Annotated in this window: 18 protein-coding genes and 1 tRNA gene; 11 read left to right on the top strand and 8 right to left on the bottom strand. The window is 58.9% G+C overall.

All coding sequences use genetic code 11. The features are described 5' to 3' along the window. Window positions 1-100 precede the first annotated feature (100 nt). The 5 genes from dmul_RS14370 to dmul_RS14350 all read right to left on the bottom strand — a co-directional run bounded on the left by dmul_RS14370 (window position 101) and on the right by dmul_RS14350 (window position 5,344). Window positions 101-1,129 (bottom strand): ABC transporter ATP-binding protein, encoded by a 1,029-nt coding sequence (locus tag dmul_RS14370; protein WP_269466182.1) that lies wholly within the window; start codon window positions 1,127-1,129, stop codon window positions 101-103. Next, entirely contained in the window at window positions 1,126-2,100 is a 975-nt protein-coding gene (locus dmul_RS14365) for an ABC transporter ATP-binding protein (protein WP_020877930.1), read from the bottom strand. The genes dmul_RS14370 and dmul_RS14365 overlap by 4 nt, the downstream gene beginning before the upstream one ends. A 76-nt stretch (window positions 2,101-2,176) precedes the next feature. Then, on the bottom strand, window positions 2,177-3,088 hold the full coding sequence (locus tag dmul_RS14360; protein ID WP_020877931.1) for an ABC transporter permease: 912 nt from the start codon (window positions 3,086-3,088) through the stop codon (window positions 2,177-2,179). Continuing rightward, on the bottom strand, window positions 3,088-3,528 hold the full coding sequence (locus dmul_RS14355; protein WP_269466186.1) for an ABC transporter permease: 441 nt from the start codon (window positions 3,526-3,528) through the stop codon (window positions 3,088-3,090). Before dmul_RS14355 ends, dmul_RS14360 begins: the two co-directional genes overlap by 1 nt. A gap of 205 nt (window positions 3,529-3,733) precedes the next feature. After that, on the bottom strand, window positions 3,734-5,344 hold the full coding sequence (locus dmul_RS14350; protein ID WP_020877933.1) for an ABC transporter substrate-binding protein: 1,611 nt from the start codon (window positions 5,342-5,344) through the stop codon (window positions 3,734-3,736). A 236-nt stretch (window positions 5,345-5,580) separates the two neighbouring features. Here dmul_RS14350 and dmul_RS14345 point away from each other — a divergent pair, with 236 nt between their 5' ends. From dmul_RS14345 to dmul_RS14335, 3 genes are all read left to right on the top strand, one after another. Next, on the top strand, window positions 5,581-6,489 hold the full coding sequence (locus tag dmul_RS14345) for a helix-turn-helix transcriptional regulator (protein WP_020877934.1): 909 nt from the start codon (window positions 5,581-5,583) through the stop codon (window positions 6,487-6,489). Between the two features lie 53 nt (window positions 6,490-6,542). Continuing rightward, window positions 6,543-7,346: an SDR family NAD(P)-dependent oxidoreductase gene (locus tag dmul_RS14340; protein WP_020877935.1), complete on the top strand. Its 804-nt coding sequence runs from the start codon at window positions 6,543-6,545 to the stop codon at window positions 7,344-7,346. 196 nt (window positions 7,347-7,542) lie between these two features. Then, the gene (locus dmul_RS14335) at window positions 7,543-9,783 is read left to right on the top strand and encodes an acetate--CoA ligase family protein (RefSeq protein WP_234979203.1); all 2,241 of its coding nucleotides are present in this window, start codon (window positions 7,543-7,545) and stop codon (window positions 9,781-9,783) included. Between the two features lie 33 nt (window positions 9,784-9,816). Here dmul_RS14335 and murJ read toward each other — a convergent pair whose 3' ends face one another. Then, window positions 9,817-11,427 carry a murein biosynthesis integral membrane protein MurJ gene (gene murJ, locus dmul_RS14330; RefSeq protein WP_020877937.1) on the bottom strand — a complete coding sequence of 537 codons (1,611 nt, stop codon included), beginning with the start codon at window positions 11,425-11,427 and terminating at the stop codon, window positions 9,817-9,819. A 711-nt stretch (window positions 11,428-12,138) separates the two neighbouring features. Here murJ and dmul_RS14325 point away from each other — a divergent pair. The 8 genes from dmul_RS14325 (at window position 12,139) to dmul_RS14285 (ending at window position 21,150) form a co-directional block, all read left to right on the top strand. Further along, a complete protein-coding gene (locus dmul_RS14325; protein ID WP_020877938.1) occupies window positions 12,139-13,626 on the top strand; it encodes a dynamin family protein in 1,488 nt (495 codons plus the stop codon). A gap of 313 nt (window positions 13,627-13,939) precedes the next feature. Next, window positions 13,940-15,073 (top strand): hypothetical protein, encoded by a 1,134-nt coding sequence (locus dmul_RS14315; RefSeq protein ID WP_020877939.1) that lies wholly within the window; start codon window positions 13,940-13,942, stop codon window positions 15,071-15,073. After that, window positions 15,070-17,130 carry a hypothetical protein gene (locus dmul_RS14310; protein WP_020877940.1) on the top strand — a complete coding sequence of 687 codons (2,061 nt, stop codon included), beginning with the start codon at window positions 15,070-15,072 and terminating at the stop codon, window positions 17,128-17,130. The genes dmul_RS14315 and dmul_RS14310 overlap by 4 nt, the downstream gene beginning before the upstream one ends. A 233-nt stretch (window positions 17,131-17,363) precedes the next feature. Continuing rightward, window positions 17,364-18,356 (top strand): NTP transferase domain-containing protein, encoded by a 993-nt coding sequence (locus tag dmul_RS19780; RefSeq protein ID WP_020877941.1) that lies wholly within the window; start codon window positions 17,364-17,366, stop codon window positions 18,354-18,356. A 26-nt stretch (window positions 18,357-18,382) separates the two neighbouring features. Then, window positions 18,383-18,883, top strand: coding sequence for a cyclic pyranopterin monophosphate synthase MoaC (gene moaC / locus dmul_RS14300; RefSeq protein WP_020877942.1), 501 nt, complete (start codon window positions 18,383-18,385; stop codon window positions 18,881-18,883). Window positions 18,884-18,900: 17 nt separating this feature from the next. Further along, window positions 18,901-20,097, top strand: coding sequence for a murein transglycosylase A (gene mltA, locus dmul_RS14295; protein WP_020877943.1), 1,197 nt, complete (start codon window positions 18,901-18,903; stop codon window positions 20,095-20,097). Between the two features lie 129 nt (window positions 20,098-20,226). Beyond that, window positions 20,227-20,982, top strand: coding sequence for an RNA 2'-phosphotransferase (locus tag dmul_RS14290; RefSeq protein ID WP_020877944.1), 756 nt, complete (start codon window positions 20,227-20,229; stop codon window positions 20,980-20,982). A gap of 94 nt (window positions 20,983-21,076) precedes the next feature. Then, a tRNA-Lys gene (locus tag dmul_RS14285) sits at window positions 21,077-21,150 on the top strand. A gap of 549 nt (window positions 21,151-21,699) precedes the next feature. On the opposite strand, the gene dmul_RS14275 is transcribed toward dmul_RS14285, so the two are convergent. Both dmul_RS14275 and dmul_RS14270 read right to left on the bottom strand, forming a co-directional pair. Further along, entirely contained in the window at window positions 21,700-22,791 is a 1,092-nt protein-coding gene (locus dmul_RS14275; protein WP_040415905.1) for a glycosyltransferase family 4 protein, read from the bottom strand. A gap of 2 nt (window positions 22,792-22,793) precedes the next feature. After that, the gene (locus tag dmul_RS14270; protein WP_020877946.1) at window positions 22,794-23,828 is read right to left on the bottom strand and encodes an NAD-dependent epimerase/dehydratase family protein; all 1,035 of its coding nucleotides are present in this window, start codon (window positions 23,826-23,828) and stop codon (window positions 22,794-22,796) included. Between the last annotated feature and the right edge of the window lie 155 nt (window positions 23,829-23,983).

The following is a 23,983-nucleotide window of genomic DNA, read 5'->3' as shown; positions in this document are numbered from 1 at the left end:
AGGCTCTCTGAAACGGTGGTGCGGCCGTGAATGTTTCTGAATTTCTCCGGATGAAGGCCGCCAGGATGGGGATCCACGGGATTCCGGCGAACCTGGGGATCTACTGACCGCCTCTCCCCGACCCGTCATAAAGAAAACAACGCACCCAATGGCCCGGACGGGGCTCATGACATGCCGGGACATCCTTTCGGCAGCGGTCCATCACATGGGGACACCGGGGGTGAAAATGGCAGCCTTCGGGCGGCGAGAGGGGGCTCGGGAGATCGCCGGCCGGGATGCTTCGCTGCCGGGTCGAGTTGACATCGGGCACGGGCGCGGCGTCGAGCAGCGCCTGGGTGTAAGGGTGCAGGGGGTCGGCGTACAGGTCGGATTTTCTCCGCAGCTCCACGAGGCGCCCCAGATACATGACGGCGACGCGGTCGCTGATGTGCCGGACCACCGAGAGGTCGTGGGAGACGAAGAGATAGGTCAGGCGAAACCGCTCCTGGAGATCCATGAGGAGATTGATGACCTGAGCCTGGATGGAGACGTCCAGGGCCGACACCGGTTCGTCGCAGATGATCAACTCCGGCTGGAGGACCAGTGCACGACCGATGCCGATGCGCTGCCGCTGGCCCCCGCTGAACTCGTGAGGGTATCGGTTGATGACCTCCGGCCGGAGTCCCACGAGTTTCATGATCTCCCGAACCCGTTCCAGCCGCTGGAGAGGGGTTCCAACCCGGTGGATGACCAGGGCTTCGGCGATGATCCGGCCCACCGTCATGCGTGGATTGAGGGAGGCGTAGGGGTCCTGGAAGATGATCTGCATTTTCCGCCGGAGGGGCCTGAGGGCCCGTCGACCCAGGGCCAGGATGTCCCGGCCGTCAAAGCGAATCTCCCCTGCCGTCGGCTCCTCCAACCGCAGGATGGTCCGTCCCAGGGTCGATTTTCCGCAGCCGCTCTCTCCCACCAGCCCCAGGGTCTCACCCCGGTATATATCGAGATCGATGCCGTCCACGGCCTTGACGGCACCCCATTTTCCGACGGCGGCCTCGCCGGGCGCGGCATAGTATTTCTTGACACCCCGCAGACTCACCAGTGTGTCACGTCCGGTCGTCCCACCGCCTGGTTCACGGCGATTTTCCATCATGCCTCCTCGTAGAGCCGGCATCGCACCGCATGGCCGTCGACTTCGATCAGGCCGGGCTCGGCATCGATGCACCGATCGAATACCCGATCGCAACGATCGCTGAATTTGCATCCGCCGGGAAGGGAAAGGAGGTTCGGCACTACGCCGGGGATTGCCGCCAGCCGGGCCCGATCGGATGTCGCCGCCCCGGGAATAGATCGCATGAGCCCTTGGGTGTAAGGGTGCAGGGGACGATTGAAGAGTGTTTTGACGTCGGCCGCCTCCACGATGCGTCCCGCGTACATCACCACCACATGCTCGGCGGTTTCGGCCACCACCGCAAGATCATGGGTGATGAGAAGGATGGCGGTGCCGGTCTTTCGCCGCAGCGTGTCCATGAGTTCCAGGATCTGGGCCTGGATGGTCACGTCCAGGGCCGTGGTGGGCTCGTCGGCGATAATGAGGCGCGGACTGCAGGCCAGGGCCATGGCGATCATCACCCGCTGCCGCATGCCGCCGCTCATCTGGTGGGGGTAGTCGTTCACCCGTCGCTCGGGGGAGGGGATGCCCACTTGCCGCAGCAGTTCCACGGCCCGTTCCAGCGCCGCCCTCCTGGAAAGCCGCTGGTGAAGCCTGAGAACCTCGATGATCTGTTCTTTTACGCGAAACACCGGGTTGAGGGAGGTCATGGGCTCCTGGAAGATCATGGAGATCTGGTTTCCCCGGATCCGGCGCATCTGCCGCTCCGGGAGGGTCAACAGGCCGGTGCCGTCGAACCGGATCCTGCCGTCCACGATCCGTCCCGGCGGATCGGGGATGAGACGCATGATCGAGAGGGCGGTGACGCTCTTGCCGCATCCTGATTCCCCCACCACGGCGAGGGTTCTGCCGGGAAAGAGCGAGAAGCTGACGTTGTCCACGGCCTTGGCCTTGCCGCGGTCGGTGAAAAAATAAGTCTTGAGGCCGCTGACGTCGAGCAGAGGTTCCGGCATGTCAATTCCTCTTGCCAATCCGCGGACCGGGAGGGGTCGTGGATGCGGAATGGCCGTGCAGGTTTTTCAAAAGGGTCTATTCCCGAAGTCTGGGATCCAGCGCATCCCTCAAACCGTCCCCCAGAAGGTTGAACCCGAGAACGGCGAAGAGAATCATCAGCCCGGGAAAAGTGACCGCCCACCAGGCCCTGAGAATCAGCGCACGCCCGTTGGCCAGCATGGCGCCCCATTCGGGGGTCGGCGGTTGAGCCCCCAGTCCCAGGAAGCTCAGGGCCGGGGCCTCGAGGATGGCCGAAGCGAACCCCAAAGTCGTCTGAACGATGAGGGGCGCCAGACAGTTGGGGAGGATGTGGACGAAGATCATCCGCGCGTCCCCCGCCCCCAGTGCCCGTGCCGCCTGGACACAGTCCTTGCCATATTCCTCCAGAACCGATCCGCGTACGATCCGGGCGTAACGCGGGATGCCGACGACCCCGATGGCCATCATGGCGTTTCTCAGGCTGGGGCCCAGAAAGGCCACGATGACGATGGCCAGCAGGATGGCGGGAAAGGCCAGCAGGATGTCCATGAGCCGCATGATGAGGTTGTCGGCCCTTCCCCCGTAAAAACCGGCGATAGCACCTGCCAGGGTCCCGAAAAAGAGGGAGATGGAGACGGCGACGATGCCCACCAGAATGGAGATGCGTGCACCGTAGATGATGCGGCTCAACAGGTCCCGGCCGAAATCGTCGGTGCCCAGGGGATAGGTCCATGTGCCGCCTTCGTCCCAGACCGGGGGCTTCAGCTTGTCGTAAAGGGACTGGGCCAGGGGATCGTGGGGCGCGATCCATTGAGAAAAAAGGGCCATGAACAGAAAGAGGAAAATGATGAGGATGCCGGCCGCGGCGATCCTGTTTTTTCGGAGACGGAGGAGCGCTTCGGTCAAAGGGCCGCGGGATTTTTCCGATTCTGTAAGGCTGTTTTGCAGTGATGCGGCGGTCGTCTTCATCAGCTCACCTTGATCCGGGGTTGACCCAGGCATAGAGAATGTCCACCAGCATGTTGATCAACACGAAGGTGGCGGCCACCAGCATGGTTCCCCCCTGAACCCTTGGCCCTGGCGGTCCGGATATAGTCCTGGCGCAGCACCTCCAGCATGCTGGAGCGGGTGATGCGGGCGATGATGGCCATGGGGATGGTGGAGAGGGTGACGGCCGGCATGACGAGGTGCCGGAGGGCGTCTTTGAAGGCCGGCCAGTTGCCGGTGATGACGCTGTCCAACACGTAGATGCGGGTGACGGTCTCCAGGCTGATGTTGTAGCTGAGTCTTCCCGAAAGGGGCAGCCACCCCAGGTTGAGGGAGAAGATGATCATGAGAACCAGGCCGAGCCAGAAGATGGGCATGGAGACCCCGATGAGGGAAAAGACCATGCTGGTGTAATCAAAGATGGAATATTGCCGCGTCGCCCGGAATCAGGTGAATCATGAAAAAGACGAGGACCGAGATGCCCAGCAGCGTCGGGATCAGGGATAGAAAGCGATGCAGGATGAATCTTGCCAGGATGTTTTCCTCACGCTTGTCCGGGTAACGATATCGGAGAGCCGGGCGACAATTGTCCGGCTCCGGTAACGGCCGTCACGGACGGCGGTGTCGCTATTCCACCCACACCTTGTGGAGCCGTACGCTCGAGGTGGGGTGGAGCTTGAAGTTCCGGACGGTTTTCAATTCAGGCCATACCACCAGAGAGTGGGCGATGTTGATCAGCGGCACTTCATCGTTGATGAGCTCCTGGGCGTGACGGTAGAGCTGAATCCGTTCATCCCTGGAGTTGGCCTGCTTGGCCTTGACAATGGTGTTGTGGTAGTCCTCGTTTTTCCATTGGGTCCGGACATTGGGGTCTGCCATGCCGTCCAGGAGCACTGCGAGGAAATTGTCGGGGTCTCCGTTGCCGCCGGTCCACCCCAGCTGGAAGAGATCCATCTCGGGCGGTTGAGTCCGCTGCTTCTTGAGATAGGTACCCCATTCGAAGGTCACCAATTCCACGTCGATTCCCACCTTCCTGAGATCGGCCTGGATGGCCTCGCCCACCTTCATGCCGTTGGGATTGTAGGGTCGTGCCACCGGCATGCTCCAGAGGCTGATCCCGTTCTGGCCGGCCGCCTTGAGCTTGCCCTGAAAATCGGCCTCCTGAAGGAGTTTTCTGGCGGCTTCCGGATCGTAGGGGTGGTCGATGACATCGTCATTATATCCCCACATCGTCGGGGGAATGGTATTCTTGGCGACCTGGCCGAGGCCGTAATAGATGTTGTCGACGATGGCCTTCTTATTGACGGCCAGAGCGATGGCTTTGCGGATCCGCTTATCCTGCCAGAGGGGCTTGGTGTGGTTGAAGCCCACGTAGCCGATATTCATGCCGGGCTGGGTTGCCAGTTTCAGGTTTTCGTCCTTTTCCGCCAGTTCGATGTCCTCGGTATTGGGGAACTGACAGATGGAGATGTTGCCGGTCTTCAGTTCCAGAAAGCGGACCGAGTTGTCCGGAATGACGCGGAATATGGCCTGGTCCAGGTAGGGGCGGCCGCCCCAGTAGTCGTCGTTGGCTTCGAGGATGATCCGGTCGTCCTTGATCCATTTGACAAATCTGAAGGGCCCGGTGCCGACGGGGTTGCTTCTGAAGTCCTCGCCGTATTTCCTCACGGCCGCCGGGCTCACGATGGCGGCGAAGTCCATGGCCATGTTGGCCAGAAACGGCGCCTCGCGGCGTTTGAGCTTGAAAACGACCGTGTTGTTGTCCAGGGCCTCGATGCTGTCGATGGTATTGTCCATCTCCATGCTGAGCCAGTACTCGGCCGGCGGCTGTTTTTCCGGAAACGGCAGTGCGTCGCCGGTGAATTTGACCTTTTTTTCATTCATCATCCGGCCGATGGAGAAGACCACCGCGTCGGCGTTCATTTCGGTGCCGTCGTGGAATTTGACGCCTTCGCGCAGATGAAAGGTATAGGTGAGGCCGTCCTCGCTCACATCCCAGGCGGTGGCCAGACCCGGAACGAGCTCCGTCGATTCATCTGCGTAGAGTACCAGCTGATCGAATACGTTGTCGCAGATCATGAACGAGTTGCCGTCGGTTTCAAACGCCGGGTCGAGCCCCGCGCTGTCGCCGCCGCGTCCGAAGATGATCGTTCCACCGACCTTGGGATCGGCCGCCGTTGCCGTTCCCGCAAGGATCAACACCAATGCGACGGCCCACCAAAACGATCGTTTAGCCATACTTCCTCCTTATCGATGGTGCGGTTGATGAAAAACAAAGCCAAACCAAATCAATTGGATAGCAAAAAGGGGGTATAATGTCAAAACGATATCTCAACGGTGGGGATTTCAGAGCAGCATGTTTTCCGGCCGCATTTTCACGAACGTGTTGACAGGGGTGGTGAAGCACCTATAATGAAGATCATCCAACGCCGTTGGCTTCGAACCCGCCAAAACCGTTTCCAAGGAAAACCGCCATGAAAGAGCTGCTGTCCACCCGTGAAGTCGCAAAATTCCTGGATATCAACGAAAAGATGGTCTATTCCCTCATCTCGGAAAAAGGCCTCCCCGCCACCAAAATTACCGGGAAATGGCTTTTCCCCAAACATCTTGTCGAGCAATGGGTTGAAGCCAACACCATCAATTATCCGGAGCCATCGACCCATCTTCCGCCCTACCACGGTCTTCTCATCATCGCCGGGAGCAACGATCCGCTTCTGGAAAAGACCATCACCCTTTTCAACCAGACTCACACGGACCATGTGGCGGTGTTCGGGAACCTGGGCAGCATGGGGGGAATCAGGGCGCTCCGGCGGGATCTCTGCCATATGGCGTCGAGCCACCTCCTGCAGGAGGACGAGGAGGACTACAATTTCGCCTTTGCCGGTGCGGAGCTGGATCGAATGCCCGCAGTCGTCAATTTCTGTCGGCGAGAGCAAGGCATCCTGGTGCGGAAGGGCAATCCCAAGGATATCACCTCTGTGGCGGATTTCGCCCGACCGGGCCTGCGGATGGTCAACCGGCCCCTCGGCACCGGCACCCGTCTCCTGTTCGACCGGGCGCTTGCCGCCGCAGAAATCAAGGGCGACCAGATTGATGGATATCATCTTGAAGTGGCTCGACATATCGACGTCGGGCTCGAGATCCTGACGGGCCGCGCGGATGCCGCGCCCTGTATCCGTCCGGTGGCCAACCTGCTCGACCTCGATTTCATTCCCCTTCGCTGGGAACGGTACGATCTGTTGATGACCCGGGAACGCTTTTTCGAGCAGGGGGTTCAACTCTTCATCGGCATGCTCCATGAAAAGCCGTTTCTGGAATTGGCGGCCCAAATCGAGGGGTATGATGTCGGCATGGCCGGGAAGATGGTTTTCCCCAAGGAGTAAACAGGTTGTCCGCGGTCTTTCTGCTGCGGACGGATGAAAAAAGGGGGTAATGGATGACCGATTTTCCCGTGATTCTTGTCACCGGTGCCTCGAGGGGGCTGGGTGCCGAGATCGCCCGATGGCTGGGTACAGCCGGCGCGGGAGTGGTTCTGGCAGCCCGCACGGAATCAGCGTTAACCCGGGTCGCACGTTCGGTGGCGTCACTGGGGGGAGCGCCCATGGTCCTGTCGGCGGATCTGGCCGTTCGGGAGGCGTGCGATCGGGTGGTTCAACAAGCCCTCGATCGGTTCGGCCGGCTGGACGGCCTGGTCAACAACGCGGGGATCCTCGAGCCTGTCGCCACCATCGCGCGGTCCGACCCCGACGCGTGGGCCGGGAACATCGCCGTCAACCTGCTGGCCCCGTTTTATCTGATCCGTGCGGCGCTTCCTGCCCTGCAGGAAACACGCGGCCGCGTGATCAACATCAGCAGCGGTGCGGCAGGGAAACCGATCGGGGCCTGGAGCGCCTATTGCGCCGCCAAGGCCGGCCTGACGCATCTGACGGCGGTTCTCGCCGTCGAGGAGCCGCGAATCACCGCCGTGGCCCTCCGGCCGGGCGTTGTCGATACCGCGATGCAGGAACGGATCCGGCAGGAAGGACCGGGAGCGATGGATCCCGAGACTGCCGAATATTTCCGGCGACTCAAGACGGAGGGGCGGCTCGAGCCGCCCTGGGTGCCTGCCCGGGTCGCGGCGTGGCTGGCCCTCCATGCACCCCGCTCCCTGAGCGGGCGATTCGTCGAATACGACGACCCCCGGATCGCCGATCCGGCCCTGGATTTTTTCGGGGCGTCCGCGCCTGAATCAGTGTCCTGAGGCCGCCAAGCGGCCTTGCCCTCTCCTTGTCACTTCGCAAAAAATTCTGACAGTCCACGCAACTATCGCCACCGCCGATCCCATCGATGTTTCGGATTCGATCTGCCTTTTAGGTTCTGAATATATTCAGAAACAGTTTTGTTCTGTTTTGATGGCACGGTGTTTGCTTTGCCTTGGGAGCAGACTGGAAAAGGCCATGGCTTACAGCAGAAGCAGACAACCCTCAAGAATGGAGATGATGATGTATACTGGAGACTCAAGCGACAGAGAAGCGAGAACATTCGCGGGCCGTGTCGAAAATAACGGCATTGATCCGATCATCAACGCCCGCTCCATCGCCGTGATCGGCGCCAGCAACCGCGTGGGAAGCGTCGGTCTTGCGGCTTTCAAGAACCTGCTCAGCGCCGGGTACAAAGGCGTGCTCTATCCGGTTCATCCCCGTGAAAAATCGATTCAGGGCGTCAAGGCTTATCCCGCCCTGGAGGCAATTCCGGACTTCGTGGACCTGGCCGTCGTCATCATCGGCGCTGACCAGGTGCCCGGGATCGTTCAGTCGGCCGCGGACCGGGGCATCAAAGGCTGTATTGTGATCAGCGCCGGGTTCAAGGAGATCGGCGGCCACGGGGTGGTGCTTGAAAACCGGTTGAAGCAGATCGCGGCGAGCACCGGAATCCGAATCATCGGCCCCAACTGTCTGGGCATCATCAACACCGATCCCGACATTCGGATGAACGCCAGTTTCGCCCGGATCATGCCCAAAAGCGGAAATATCGCCTTCATATCCCAGTCGGGTGCCCTTTGCACCTCGGTGCTGGACTATGCCGCCGGCCGGAACATCGGTTTTTCCAAATTCATCAGCTTCGGGAACAAGGCCGACATCAACGAAATCGACTTTCTGAGGTATCTCAAGGAGGATCCCGATACCCAGCTGATTCTGATGTATCTCGAGGATATCAGCAGCGGCCATGCATTTATGGAGATTGGAAAGGAGATCACCTACCAGGCCGGAAAACCCATCCTCGTGGTCAAGTCGGGACGCTCGACAGAGGGTGCCAGGGCGGCGGCGTCCCACACCGGCTCTCTGGCCGGATCCGACGCCACCTACGACGCCATATTTTACCAGAGCGGCATCCAGCGGGTGGAGGGCATCAACGAACTGTTCAATTACGCAGAGGCGTTTTCAAAGCAGCCGCTGCCCCGGGGGAATCGGGTGGCCATCGTCACCAACGCCGGCGGCCCGGGAATCATGGCCACCGACGCGGCGGTCCGTCATGGGTTGAAACTGGCGACCCTTTCCGAAGAGACACGGGCCAAACTCAAGACGCACCTGCCGCCCACGGCGAGCCTCGGCAATCCGGTGGACGTCATCGGGGACGCCACCCACGAACGCTACGAGGCGGCCATTCGGACCGTGGTGGAGGATGACGGGGTCGACGGTGCCATCGTCATTCTGACGCCCCAGGCCATGACGGACATTCTCGAGACGGCGGAGATCCTTCCCCGGGTGGCGGCCGACGTGAACAAGCCGATATTGGGATCCTTCATGGGTATGGTGGATGTCTCCGAAGGTGTCGAATATCTCCAGTCCCACGGCATACCCAACTATGTGTTTCCCGAAGCCGCAGCCCGGTCCATGGCTGCCATGGTACGGTTCGGCGAACGTCTGGCCACCCGGGAGCGCCGCCGGGTGATCACCCGAATGCCCTGCGATGCCGACGGCGTGGCCCGGTTCTTCCGTGTAAAGTTGGCGGCGAATGAAAAAGCCTATGTATCGGAGGCGGAAGCCTACGACATATTCGCGGCCTATCATCTTCCGGTGCCCCGTCGTCGGATGATCCGTGACGCTTCGGAAATCGACGACGCTGTTGCCGCCGTCGGCCTCCCGGCAGTCATGAAGATCGTCTCCCCCGACATCATCCATAAATCCGATGCCGGGGGCGTAAAAGTCAATTTATCGACGCCTGAAGCCGTTCGGTCCGCTTATGACGAGATTATCGCCAACGCCTTGCGGTACAAGGCAGATGCCCGGATCGACGGCGTCCTTATGGTGGAGATGGCGGGGAAGGGAGTGGAAGTGATCCTGGGGGCCACGCGGGATCCGGCCTTCGGTCCCATCTGCATGTTCGGTCTCGGTGGGATCTTCGTGGAGGTCATGAAAGACGTGACATTCCGTCTTGCCCCCATGTGGGAGTTGAGCGCCGAGAATATGATCCGGCAGATCAAGAGCTTCCGGATCCTCGAGGGGGTTCGGGGGAACCCGCCGTCGGATCTGGATGCCTTGAAGCAGTGCATCATGAAGCTCTCTCAACTGGCGGCGGATCACCCCGAGATCCGTGAGATGGACATCAACCCGCTGATCGTGTATCCCGAGGGGGGTGGGTGTGTCGTTGCCGACGGGCGGATCATGCTCGAGCGGCCCCGGAAGGGAGCTGTCTGAGGCTGCTCCGGGGGGCGCCGCGGGACGCGCCCCCTATGCCTTCCGATCCTTTTCGGCCGTGGGGGAGGGCCGGGCCCGCGTCAGAACGGTTCGAACGCGGGTCAGCATTTTTTGGCGGATATCCTCGATTTCACGGATCCTGAAGAGCCGTGCAGCCCCGAGAAGCAGGGCCAGAAAGACTGTTCCGACAAGCACTGAGGCGGCAAGTGCGCCTGCGGGGGTCTGGGTGTCGATGCCTGCGGCGATCCAGGTCCTGAAACGCTCCAGGGCTACCCCGATTCCCGCGCTGACGACGGTGAGCTTGAGGTAGTGGCGGTAGACGCCGGCGCTTTCCAGGTTGCGGCTTCGGTAATTCCACAGGGCATACAGGAGCCACACCTGGAAGACCACCGAGAGCGAGATGGCAGCCGCAATGCCGTCGGCTCCCCATCGCTGCATGTTGTACACGTAGACCGGAATACTGAGGAGGGCGCCGGCCGAACAGAACACCGATGGAAACAGCGTGTTCTGAACTGCAAAATAGGCGCGAATGACGATGGATTGGGCTGAAAAAGCGACGGTACCCGCCATCAGATAAAAGAGGAGGCGCGCGGTCAAGGCCGTCGCTGCCGCGTCGAAACGGCCCCGCTGGAAAAGCAGCAACACGATTTCGTACCGGAGGACCATAAACAGCACGGAAAAAGGAATGACCGCCGCCAGATATTTCAACGTGATGTTCAGCAGCGCGTTCATCTCGGGCAAACGGTTTTCGGCGGCCAGGCGGGCCATGTAGGGAAACGAGGCCGTTCCCACCGCCTGGCCGAAAAAGCCGACCAGAACGAACATGATCCTGAGGTCGTAGGTCAGGGCGGCGATGCTGCCTGAAGGCAGATAAGATCCGAAGAATTTCAGAAAGAATTCGGTGGAGAAGCTCATGGTGAGTCCCACCATGAGCGGCAGAGAGGCAAGGACGTATGCTTTCAGATCCCGATGCCTGAACTCGAATCGGAGGGTCAGGACCATCCCGACCCGCCGTGCGCCGAAGAACTGAATGATGCAGTTGCCCGCCAAGGCGCCGATCAGTGCTCCCCAGGAAAATCCCTCCATTCCCATGTATGGACTCAGAAGGGCTCCGAACCCGATGATCCCCAGATTATAAACGAGAGGCGCCAAGGCTGGAACGGTGAAGCGTTCCCGGGCGAACTGGACCGCCATGAAAAGCCCCCCGGTAAAGAAGAAGAACTGAGCCGGCATGACGATGCGGGTCATCCGAACGGCTTTGGCCTTGAGGACGGGGTCATCCAGGCCCGGAGCGATCAGGTCGATGAGCTGGGGCGCCAGGATCGACGCCGCGATGATGAGCAGGATCAGGAGGCTGCCGAAACAGGTGAAGATAATGGAACAGACCCGCCAACCTTCCGCCTCCAGATCCATGGCCAGGTACCGGGAAAAGATGGGGATGAAGGTGACCGAAAGAAACCCGCTGGCCAGGAGGTGATTCAATATCTCGGGGATGACGAAGGCCACCTGGTAGGCGTCCACCTCGGGGCCTGCCCCGCCTGCATAGGCAATAACCATTTCCCGGGCCAGGCCGATCACACGGCTCAAGAGGACCGAGGCCATCATGATCAGGGATGCGATACCGACTTTACGATAGGATGTCATGGCGTGTGTCGTTCTGTCTCTGCGTGCCGTTCATGAGGCCCCCCGCCGGGACCTCTTCCGTGCCGAAGCGTCCTTGACCATAGCACACGGCAACGGATGCAGGCCAAGGTAAAATCCATGATCCTTTTGCAAGTCGGATTCTCGATCCCGATCCACCGCAAGGCAGTTCAGGCATCGAAGCGGCGCAGCGGCGCAGCCGGATGCCGGGTTTGTTCTTTACATCCCGTCAGGATTTTTATAGTTTTCATTTCGATTTCTTTGATGCCGTCGGCAATTTCCCGGGTGACATGCGCATGGATATCGACGGCTGCTCGACCCTGCAAAAGATCCCAACGCCGGGGAACTCATTGAAGGGATTCGATACGTTTTTGAGGAGATCGTCTATTTCAACGACGAATCCATGCCGGCCTGCAAGGATATCATGGGGCGCCTGGAGGAGATCAGAGGCCTATACTGGAAATATAGAAACTCAACTTTCGACTTTCATAGGCCGTATCCTCCCCGCACCCCTATCCGGTCACCATCATGAACGTCGAAAGTTGAGTCAGGAAAATTTTCGAGCCGGAGGCCGTCCTTGAAAGCACGGTTTGCTCTTTACATATCCCATGAATTTTTCTATGCTTTTTCTTTATGTTCCCGGCGATTTGCCCGGCAACCGCAGAAGAACCGGTTCGGGCGGCCGTTCGTCACCACTTCAGCCCTGGAGAGATCATGCACCGTGAAAATTATATCAATGTGCTTCGGGAAGAGATCGTCGAGACCGTCGCCAACCACCTGACCCCCTCGGCCCTGAAATACGGCTACAGCGAAATTCCTCTTGAAACGAACATCAAATGGCGGCCCATGGTGCTGCTCATCGGCAATTATTCCTCGGGAAAATCCTCCCTGATCAACGAATTCCTTGGTGCGGAGATCCAGGATACCGGTCAGGCACCCACGGACGACTCCTTCACGGTGATCACTTATGATGAAACCCTCGCCGACGATGCGAAAATCCAGGTCACTGAAGAGCGGGACGGGAAGGTTCTGCTGAACGATCCGGAGTATCCTTTCTCCACCCTCAGGAAGCAGGGCCAGCGGTTTGCGTCTCATTTCAGGCTCAAGAAATGCAACTCGCCTTTTCTGAAGGATCTCGCGATCATCGACACCCCCGGGATGCTCGACAGCATCACCGAAAGAGATCGCGGCTACGACTACCAGGATGTCATCGGCGATCTGGCTCAGAAGGCGGGCCTGGTCCTCGTCCTTTTCGACGCCCACAAGGCCGGAACAGTCCGGGAAGCCTATAAAAGCATCCGGGAGACCCTGTCGGCCGCCACCTTCGAGGACCGCATCATCTTCGTCCTCAACCGCATTGACGAATGCACCTCCTTCAACGACCTCCTGCGGGTGTACGGGACGCTCTGCTGGAACCTTTCCCAGATCACCGGGCGTAAGGACATTCCCATGATACGGCTGACCTATTCCCCCAACGCAGCACCGAAAACCGTCGGCGCCGCAGGCTTTCGCAAGGCGGAATACCTGCCGCTCCTCGAAAACCAGCGCGAAGACCTCCGGCGGGCCATTCTCGATACGCCCCGGCGCCAGCTGGACCATTTGGCCAGCTTTGTCGAGGTCCAGGGAGAACGGCTCATTCATTACATGGAAGCCCTTTCGGAATACCGTGAAAAACGCCGAAAATTCCGGTTCCAGAAGATTTTGACGGGCGTCCTCGTCAGTGGTCTTTTCGGGGCCGTTACGGCCTTCTCCGTGTTGATGCTGGGAATCCCCGACATGATTCTTATGGGATCCGCAGCCGGCGTGGGTGCGGCGGTCTTCATGATCTTCTGGATGAGCGTCGTCCAGAAACGCCAGGAGGCGGCGTTCCACCAACATATACAGACGAATATAGACACCTTGACGGACGTCGAGGACCAGACCCGAAAGGACAGCTGGGAGGCGGTCCGCGAACTGGTCCGGAAACACCTGGCCAAGGGAAAGGGCGGCTACTCGCTGTTCGAGCTGAGACGTGACCTCGCGATTCTGCGACAGCGAACAGCGCAGGCGTCTCAGGAGATCCGGGAGGCCATGGGCGAGGTGGCGGCCCTGTCGGACGATGAAGAGGCCGATTTCGACATCCCGATTTTGTCCATTAACGAGATCAGCAAGCCTGTCGGCCTTGGAGACGCGTATTATGAAAATTTCAGATACACGATATGACGGTTCCACAGGAATCCGACAGGCGCGTTGCTCTTCATTGTTGCCGAGGCGTGTCCTGGAGGCCGCCCTGTTCATCCGGATGGGGACCGGTCACGGCGACCCTGATGAAATTGTACTTTCAAGAGGGTCTGAAGCACGAAAGGATGCCGAAAAGACGCAGTGACCCATGCGGGGGAGCCCGAAAGCCTGGAGCGATCTTCCTGCGTCATTGCCGAATTGAAGAGATATGCGGACTTCTCAAGATTCGAAAACAACAGAGGCCCTGCGCCTGCTCACGGTATGCCGAACCCGGCCGACGCCCGAGAGGGTGAGTATGCTTCGCCGCTTTGCCGGCGGTTCGAATCCGAGAGCTATTCTCGATCGGGCATTTTTGCGCACGGAATCCGTACCGTTGCCCCCGGATCCCGGAAGAACCGGCTTTGATCCGGGGTATCCAAAAATCGGAAGCTCGCAAGCGGCGGCGGTCCTTGAACAACGACCGCGTAACAGGGCCTGGATAGGCCGGGCGATTGCGGCGTCGGCGCGGCGCTACGGCCTTAAGATCAGCCCCGACCCCGCTGCGGCCGCGGATGATCTCCTCTCGTTTTTGTGTCGGGAGGTCTCCTTCTGGGAAGCGGACGCCTTTCCGCTGGAGGCCATGGGAGCCCTTGAAAACCGATATGACTGGACTTTCGACACCGATGCCTGGTCGATGCGGGAACAGCTGCGCCGGGAGGCTTCAGCGGTGAATCGGGCCTGGCGGATGATTCGGGGTCTCGCGGAAGACGGCCCTCTTTTGGTGGTTCTGAATGAGGCAACCCCCCGGGATTACCTGACTTGCCGGGTACCGCCGTGGACATCGGTATTCACCGGACCTGACCACGACAGAACGTGTTCTGTTCTGCTCTACACCGGCCTTAAAATCTCCTCCTCGGAGCATCGAACTCCCCTTGCGACAGGCCCCGAGGGCGCGGCGTTGCGAAAGGCCGTCGGCACTGCCTGGAGCCTGGGGCGCCGGGTCGTCGTCGTCGACTTTTCCCGGCGGCGATTTCCCCGGGCCTTTCTGAGAATATGCCGATTCGCCGGGGAGGCAGGGTGGGGGATTATGCCCGTGGGGAAAATACGCCGGATCGCGGGCAACGACCTTCCCGACAACCCCAAGTCGCCGCGGGGGCTTCCCGGGATCGTCGGCGCACCCAACATCATTCTGATGGACCCCTGGCCCGTTTCCGATCCGCAGATCATGGCAGGCCTCAGCGATTCTGTCCGGGGTCAATTCAGCGGCATCCCCGTCACCAAGCCCTGGCAGGACGATCGGATCGGGGCCCGGGTGGAGGTGGAGGCCGACTCCGACGGGGTCTACCGCCCGGCTTTTACGCCGTGGATCGTGCCGGTCCTGGGCGGCTGGATGCGGGCCGACCATCTCTTCAAAAGCCGGCTGGCCCGCTTTGTCCGCCTGCCGTCATGACGCTTAAAAAGCGGCCCGCATGCGTCCTGGACCTGGACGGCACCCTCAATCACGCGGTCCCGGTGCCGGGAGGCGCCGCGATCCGGGGACGGACCACTGATTCCTTTCTGTCGCCGGAGACCCTCGCGTGCCTGGCACGACTCTCCCGGAAGATCGACATTATCATCGCAACGGGGCGGTCCCGCAGTACGGCAGCCGATTTCAGAGCCGCGTTCACCCGATGGAGAATTCGGATCGCCGGCTGGATTTTCGAGCACGGGGCGGCGGTTCAGGGTCGCCCGGAGTGGACCCGAACGGTGCTGGCGGGCATGGAGATCGATCGGGTCCGCCGCGATCTCGGACGGGTAATCCGTGAGCGCGGAATGCCCATCGACGATACTCCCTATGTGGACAGCCATGATCACACCCTCCTGTTGTCGGGGAAGGGGCCCCTCCTGGCGGAGCACTTTATCGCCTGCGCCGCGGGTGTCCTGAAAGACGATTTCCGGTCCATCGTGGGTCGGCGGAAAATCGCTCTGATTCCGAAGCGGGCGGATAAATTCGCCGCTTTTAACGCCAATTTCGGCACCACCCATTTCCTGGCTTTCGCCGCCGGGGATCAGCCCGACGACCTGACGCTCCTGCGGTATGCCGTTTATCCGTTGACCCATGCCGGCGCCGACCCCGTCATCCGCCGATATGTCCGCTCACGGGACGGGTATGTGGCGCATTACGGCGGGCATGCCGGAACGGCGGCGTTGCTGGATGCGATCAAGGGACGTGTCCTTCGGGAGCGGGAATTTTCTCTTCCGGAAAGGAAGCCACCGGCCGGACCGAGGCTCCCGGTGGAGGAGACGACCTATTTCCGACCCTCGAAGCGCGCCTATCTGGACCGCCTTTTTGACGAATCCGTCGTGCCCGAGACCTGTCCTGAAACCAGATTTCTGGAACGACTCGGCGAACGGTTGGGGGGTGGACGATCCCTGGTGCTGGAGGTCGGGATGCGCGACTGGGGCGGTGAGGCAAAGCCGCTCAAGGCACTGCTTTCGGGTTTTCTTCCGTACCTGCCGCTGGCGAGGTGGCGCCTCTGGTTTCGTAGGGAACGGCGGGGCGCCGAAAATCTGGCCGATTTCAGGGCCATCACCCGGAGACTTGGCGGCATGGCATGGCTTCCCGACGGCAGGCCCCGGTTTTCAGCCCCGGGCGTTCCCGGATCCCCCCCGGATTTCGGGCCGCCGGAAGCGACCCTTCTCCTCTTCGATCATCCGGAAGATCTCGGAGCCTGGTACACCGCTGCCATGCCGCGGCTCATTACCCGGCATCCCCTCCGGCCCGGCGTTTTCTGGGTCAACCCCATGTACCTCAAGATCTCCGGCCCCACGCCCGGAACGTGCCGCATTTTCACGGATCAGGCCATTCGGGTCATGATGGCGGCCAACGTGGTGGACAAGACCGATATTGAGATCGCCGTCTCCGGATTCAGGAAGCTCAGGGATCAGGCCGACGCCTTGATCATCGCCCCCCGGGTGGTGACCAATCCTTCGCGGAATCGAATGATTCGGGATGCGGTTTCGGCCATAGGCGAGACGGCCGCGCCCTTGTCGAAGATCGGGCCGAAGGACCGGCCAGGGGTCATCGTTGTCGATACCTACGGCGACCTTCCCGGGCTTTACGCACAATGCCGCTTCAGCTACCTCGGCGGCGGCTTTGACCCGAGAAAGCGGGGTTTTGACCCGGTCGAATCCCTTAGAGCCGGAGTCCCGGTGATCATGGGGCCGCTCTGCGACTACAATCGGATTGCCGTGAACCTTCTTGCCGGGACGGGGTGGATCACCCGGCTGGAGGCTTCGGAGGCGACAGCCTCCGATATGGCGGAAGCCGTGCGCCGGCGAATGGAAAAAAAGCCCGACCCCGCCGTCCTCGAGGAATTTTTCCGGCGCCGGACCATCGATTCCCTGCAGGTGGCTCTGGAGGTGATGGCCCATCTTGCCGGCGTATGCCTCAAAGGATACCTCCTGCCCGAGCACCGGGTGTTTCCGGGGGATCGTATCCTGTCTTCGGTACTTGTCGGCAATTGAAATCGCGGCATCATGAAAGTCTTCTTGATTTTAAAGATCGCTTTTCATATGGTGGACTAAACACATGGAGAGGCGGCGCATGCAGCCTTTTCGACAGGTTTTGAGGTTCTCGCATATGGGCAATACGGTCCGTCGGTCGGAAATGCCGGCGAGGCGGTTCAATTGAGGCGTTCCCCGGTGGACTCCCTGTTCACCGGCAGTTTCATCTGGAAGACGGCGGTTGGAGGTGTAGGATGGGATATCCGTGCTCGGGCGTGATCCTGGCCGGTGGATTGAGCACCCGTTTTTCGGGGAGAAACAAGGCCTTTATCGAGATCGGCGGCATCAAGATACTCGATCGGCTTTACCGGTTGTACCGAGAGCTGTTTCCGGAGATCATCCTTGTGACCAACGCCCCCCAAGAGTATGTGGATTGGGATGTGACGATCGTGACGGACATTTTTCAGGAGCGAAGCTCCCTGACCGGTATCCATGCCGGATTGTCCGCGGCCACATACACCCATGCTTTTGTCGCGGCCTGCGACACCCCCTTTCTGAATCGGGGGTTGGTGGAGGAGGTGCTCCAACGCATCGAACCCCAATTCGACATCATCATCCCGAAAACGCGGGAAGGGTTTGAACCTCTGTGCGCGGTCTATGCCAGACGGTGCCTCGCACCCATGGAAAGAAGCCTTTCCAGGGACAATTTCAAAATCAGGGGGCTTTTCAACAAGCTCAAGGTCAGGACCGTTTCGGAAAAGGTCGTACTGAAGCATGACCCGGAGAAGATTTCATTTTTCAACGTCAACACGCCGGAGGATCTCGAAAAAGCGCATCGACTCCACCGCGATGAAATGCTTCGACAAACAGGAGAAGATAAGATGGATATCCGGAAAATGATGGCGGCCCTCAAGGCCCATCCCGATTATGCCGATGTCGGCATGGTGCTCTATCACAACGGCGTGGTCCGTGCCACGTCCCGGGACGGCAGAAAGGTCTCGGGGCTGCGGGTGGCCGTGGACCATGACCGGCTTGCCGAAATCCTGCGGGAGGGGAAGCAGCGACCGGGGATTGTCGAGATCCTCGTGGAGATCAACGAGGGGAAGGATCTCGCGGTAGGGGATGACGTCATGCTTCTGGCGGTGGCCGGGGATGTACGCGAGAACGTCATCGAAACCCTCACCGAGACGCTCAACGCCGTCAAATCCACCGTCACCCGCAAGACCGAGTATTTCATTGAATCCTGACCCGGGAGCATCGACAGGAGCAGCGGATGTCCACATTCACCCACATTGACGCCGAAGGTCGGGTCCGGATGGTCGACGTTTCCGGAAAATGGCCGACCCTGAGAACGGCTACGGCCGGGGGACGCGTCACCATGACCCCCGAGACCTTCGAGGCGATCCGGGACCACAGGGTTCGAAAAGGGAACGTGCTGGAGACGGCCCGCATCGCAGGTATCATGGCCGCCAAGAGAACCGCGGAGTTGATCCCCATGTGCCACCCCCTCAACCTGACCCACGCCCAGGTGGATTTCTTTCCGGAGCCGGAAACCTTCTCCATCCGGATCGAGGCAGTCGCCAGGATCATCGACGTGACCGGCATTGAAATGGAGGTTCTGACCGCCGTGTCTGTCGCCGCTCTGACCATTTACGACATGTGCAAGGCCTACGACAAATCCATGACCATTACGGACATCCGACTTCTGGCCAAATCGGGTGGAAAGAGTGGAGATTTCGTGCGACAACGGGAAAAAAAGGGGGAAACCCCTTGAGAGGAAGAGCATTTTTTATGAAAACGGCTGCGAGACTTGGTTTTGGGGGACTTTTACTTCTCTGTCTTCTGGCGGGGTGTGCCGCGCCCCCACCGCCCGAGGGGCCCCTGGTTGTCCTTGACCCCTCGTCGTTTCCCGAATTTTCCGATGATATGGCCTTTGAAGGGATCACGGAAAGCCTTTCGGAAAGCCTCAAATACCTGAAGCGGGTCCCGGCCGATACCGCTTTCCGTTTCGGGTCGGATGTCTATGATGCGCCCCACATGATCCGGTCCCTGGAACGCTTTCAGGCTTTCATCGCGAAACGTCCCGACCGGAGTGCGCTTTCGAATTTCATCCGCTCCCATTACCGCGTCTACCGATCCGTGGGCGGTGATACCGGCCGAATGCTCTTTACCGGATATTACGAACCGTTCCTCCAGGGAAGCCTTTCCCGGAAAGCGGGTTACGCACATCCGATCTATGGCCCGCCGGAGGATCTTGCCGTGCTCGATCTATCCGATTTTTCCGAGAAGCTTGCAGGCCACAAAATCGTCGGGCGGGTGGCGGGAAAAACCTTTGTTCCCTATCATGACCGGAACGAGATCGACGGCGAAGGTGTCCTTTTGGGAAAGGCGCCGGTGCTGGTGTGGGTGGCGGATCCGGTGGCCCTTTTCTTCCTGCAGATCCAGGGATCCGGGAAGGTGTTTCTGGACGACGGCGACGTCCTGAACATCCACTATCACTCCAGCAACGGGCGTCCCTATCGAAGCATCGGAAACCTGTTGATCCGGGAAAACAAGATTCCCCAGGCGGAGATGTCGATGCAGCGCATCCGGGCCTATCTCAACACTCATCCCGGGGAGGTGGAACGCATCTTCAATTACAATCCCAGTTATGTCTTCTTCAGCCTTGAAAAGGACGGGCCCTACGGCGCCATCCGGGCCAAGCTGACCCCCGGACGATCCATTGCCGTGGACCGATCAGTCTTTCCAATGGCTGGAATCGCCTTTATTCAGTCTCAAAAACCGGTGGCCGCCACCAAAGGCGCGGGGGGCGTTTCGAAATGGGTGTCGTTTTCCCGCTTCGTCTCCAGCCAGGATACGGGCGGGGCCATCAAGGGACCGGGACGGGCCGATCTTTTCTGGGGAAGCGGATCTTACGCCGAGACGGCGGCCGGCCACCTCAAGCATCCGGGGGAGCTCTATTTCCTGGTGCTGAAGCCCGAGGCCTGAGGGCAGCCGGTTTTGGGAACCGCGCGTAGCCGCTTCCCAAAGCAAATGCTCTCAATAAGTATTTTGCGGGTCAACATGGCTCCGGGCCCCGAAGGCCCGATGGTTTAACCTTCAAGTCGACGGTGTGTTATGGGACAGCAGCACTCCCCTGTAAAATTGGCAAAGTTTCTGGATTACATTCTGGGGCATCGCCCCGATGAATTCGGCCTGGTGCCCGATGATAAAGGGTTCGTCAGGATCAAGGACCTTTTAAAGGTGCTGCAGGAAGAGGCGGGGTGGGGATATGTCAATCAAGGTGCCTTGAACGAGGTCGTATTGAGCGTTCCCGACGCACCCGTGGAGATTGTCGAAACGCGAATCAGGGCTCTCGATCGGAACAGACTGCCGATCCCGACGGTAACCAATAGTTTACCAAAGCTGCTGTACACTGCGGTTCGGAGAAAGGCGCATCCGGTGGTTCTCGAAAACGGCATTTCTCCTCTGGGCGGATTCACCCACGTGGTGCTGTCGTCTGACCGGGCCATGGCCCAGAGGATCGGCAGACGTATCGATCAGATGCCGGTCATCCTGACCGTTCAGGTGGAATGGGCCGGCCGGCGTGGGGTTCAGCTCCTGAAATTCGGGGAGAAGCTTTACCTGTCCGACCCGATCCCGCTGGGGGCCTTCACGGCGCCGCCCCTGCCCAAAGAGAAGGAAGATTTCAACGCCAGAAAGAAAAAATCAAGCGAGGAAAAGTCCCAGGCCAGGACTCCCGGCAGCTTTACCATCGATTGGGCGGATATCGAGGAGAAAGCCTCGGTACGGCGCGAACGCAAAGATCGGGAGATGTCGCGGAAAAAAGAGCGCCGCCAACAGCGCAAACAGAAGCACGAAAGATGGGATTGACCCCTTTTTTTGCCCGAAGAATGACAATTTTTCATTGACAACCCCCGGCAAAGTTGCTAAAAGCCGACTCGTTCCTGAGGACATTCCGCCATACGGGCCGTTAGCTCAACTAGGCAGAGCAACTGACTCTTAATCAGTAGGTTGTTGGTTCGATTCCAACACGGCCCATCAAAGAAAACAAAGGGTTAGAGCGATCATGCTTTAACCCTTTTTTTGTTTTTACTGTTTTGTCCCGGTATTGTCCCGGAGTTTTATCAGTTTGTGTTTGACCCGCCAGGCGGCATCGTAGGAAATACCGAGGTGCCGGGAAAGCTCCAGCGCGGAAACGCCGTTTTTTTCTTCGCCATTTGGATACATCCCTGTTTTTGAAGGTTATCTCCTTGGCCTTAAGATAACCATGGCTGAAGAATAAAGGTGATCCAAAAAAATTATGCAACTACAGGGTAAAGAGTGAAATTTAAACTCGAAAGTTGAGATATAACCCTAATGGTGAATAAAAAATCTGGGACTTGCGATCAGGAACCCCATAGTTCCAGCGTTTACAGATAGATTAGGATGTTTTCAGGAATTCACCATTGGTGAACTCCTGAATCAGAAATTAGAGACGGTTTAGATACCGTAAAAACATAAAGTTAAATCCAGTTATCAACAAATTTTATGCAACGTTAGGGATAAGTGTTACGCTGTAGTACTATTATTTTCTGTGTTCATCCACTCTCACGTTCTGTGTGCATCTGTAGATACAGTCTGAAAAAGTTGGAGATAGTCCTTTGCCACGACCTCAACCGCGAAATTCCTGGCAAGCGCGAGATTGTTTTCCTTCATGCTCTTACGAAGGTTGGGCGTATCCAGAAGCCTGCAAATTCTCTCTGCAAGCATTTTGGGGTCATGCTGTTCCACCCACAAGCAATTGGCCGGCTCCGTCAGATAGTCTCCGGTTGCTCGGATTTTTGTTGTGACGATCGGAAGCCCGGCGGCAACCGCCTGTAGGATGGTCATGGGTAAACCTTCATGGAAGTAGGTGGGAAAGGCAAGGATCGTGCACCCGAGGTAGTATCGCGTGGCTTCCTCTTCGGAAATCTGGCCGGTGAACTCCACGCTCACACCAAGATGAATCTCGGCAGCGAGGGCCTCAGCTTCCTGGCGGATCGGCCCATCGCCCACACAGTACAGTCTGAAGACCCTTCCGGAATCCAGGACCATCCGCACGGCCCTCAGAAGATCCAGGAGCCCCTTTTCCTTAATGAACCGTGCAATGAAGAGAATGCTCGGCGAATCCAGCTTCGCCACGGGATCGCTGTGGAATCGTGCGAGCGACATTCCGTTCCTGAGCATGCGGAGTTTCGTCGGGGGAAAACCTGCGGACTGAAAGATCTGCATTTCCTCAGTGGAGAGTAGCACCACTTTCTGCGCCCACCGGAAGACCAGCTTGGTGAGGGTCCACCAGAGGAATGGTTTCTGTTTCACCAGGCGAGCATCGCATCCGTGGAGCTTGACCACCAGAGGAACTTTCCGGATCCTGGAAATGAGGGCGTAGCCGATATCGCGCATCAGCGCCCTCTTGTTGTACGAAGAATTGACATAGACAACGTCAGGCCGCTTGAGCCGCACGAGGCGATTGTAGGCAAAAAAGTCGCGCGCCCGGCCGGTGATCCGCTCCAGCGCGCTTTCATGCTCTACCCGGCTTCCGAACTCGAAAACACCGACCGTAACACCCGGTTGCTTTCGCAGCTCATCCACGAGCGCGCTCTCGGTGACAAAGATCCCTCCTGCTCTGCCTGGCACGATCATCCCGACTTCGACATGCATACTCATCTCTCGAAGAGCCTCTTCTCGAAGTTTGCGCGGAGGGCCTGAACGTCCACGTTCTTGCTGTACCAATCAATGGTTTTTCGGATACCATCGTCGAAGGAGGTGCGAGGGCTCCAACCGAGCCATTTCTTCTGGTTCTCGATGCTTGCCGCCCGGATATGGACGCCTTCCGGCTTTGACAGATCAAAACTGAACTTCGACGGCTGATAGCCGACGATTCTGCATACAGTTTTGGCGGCATCAATGATCTTGGTGATCTCGTCCGTGCCGAGGTTTACGGCCCTGCAATCGGTGACCCGTTCTGCAGAAAGCAGAAGTCCATCCACGATGTCATCAACGAATGTGAAATTCCTGTCCTGCTGGCCGGTGCCCCAGATCTCGTACGGGTCCTGCCTCAACATGGCCCTGCCGATGAATGCGATGATGGCATGGCTCTCGTTCTCCCGCGGTCCATACACCGTGAACAGCCTGCAGGACACCCCCTTGACGCCGAACTGCTTATTGTAGGCTTTCAGCGCCATCTCGCCCATTAATTTTGCCCAGCCGTATTCGCCGTCCGCCAGTGCCGCCCCTTCTTTGAAGGGGTTCGCCATTTCCTCAGACAGATAGCGAACTTGCTTTTTGGGATCCGCACTCTGCAAGGACGTCGGATACGCGCAGGCGCTGCTGGTGTAGCATATACGCTCAACAGTGTTCTTATGGCAGTAGTAGAATACATTGCCGTCGATCATGAAATTCTGTACAAGCTCGCCGGGATTCGTCTCAATGAATCCGCGGCCGCCATGCACGTTGGCAAGATGGAAAACGATGTCTTTCCCCTTCGTCGTCTTATTCGCCACGGACTGCATCCTGATATCTCCCTCGATGAAAGAGATCTGCTTCATGGAAAGCGCGAGGTTCTCTTTCTTTCCGCTTGAGAGATCATCCACAACGGTGACCGACGCTCCCGCGTCGACGAGTTTGTCAACAAGGTGGCTCCCGATAAATGAGGCTCCTCCTGTGACCAACACTTTCTTGTTTGCATAGTACGACATTCTATGACCTCCTTGGGTTGAACAAGACGTGGCAATGTGCCTCACGAGGCGTGGTTTTCCGGCTATCGACGGGGATGGTACCAACGAGGGGGGCCTCACTAACGTCCTCAGCATCAAGGGCCATCATGATAAGAACATCGTTACCCAAGAGAAAA

The organism is Desulfococcus multivorans (assembly GCF_001854245.1).
Taxonomy (GTDB): domain Bacteria; phylum Desulfobacterota; class Desulfobacteria; order Desulfobacterales; family Desulfococcaceae; genus Desulfococcus; species Desulfococcus multivorans.
Note: the sequence above shows the minus strand (reverse complement) of the source record. Positions and strands in the feature narration are given on the sequence as shown.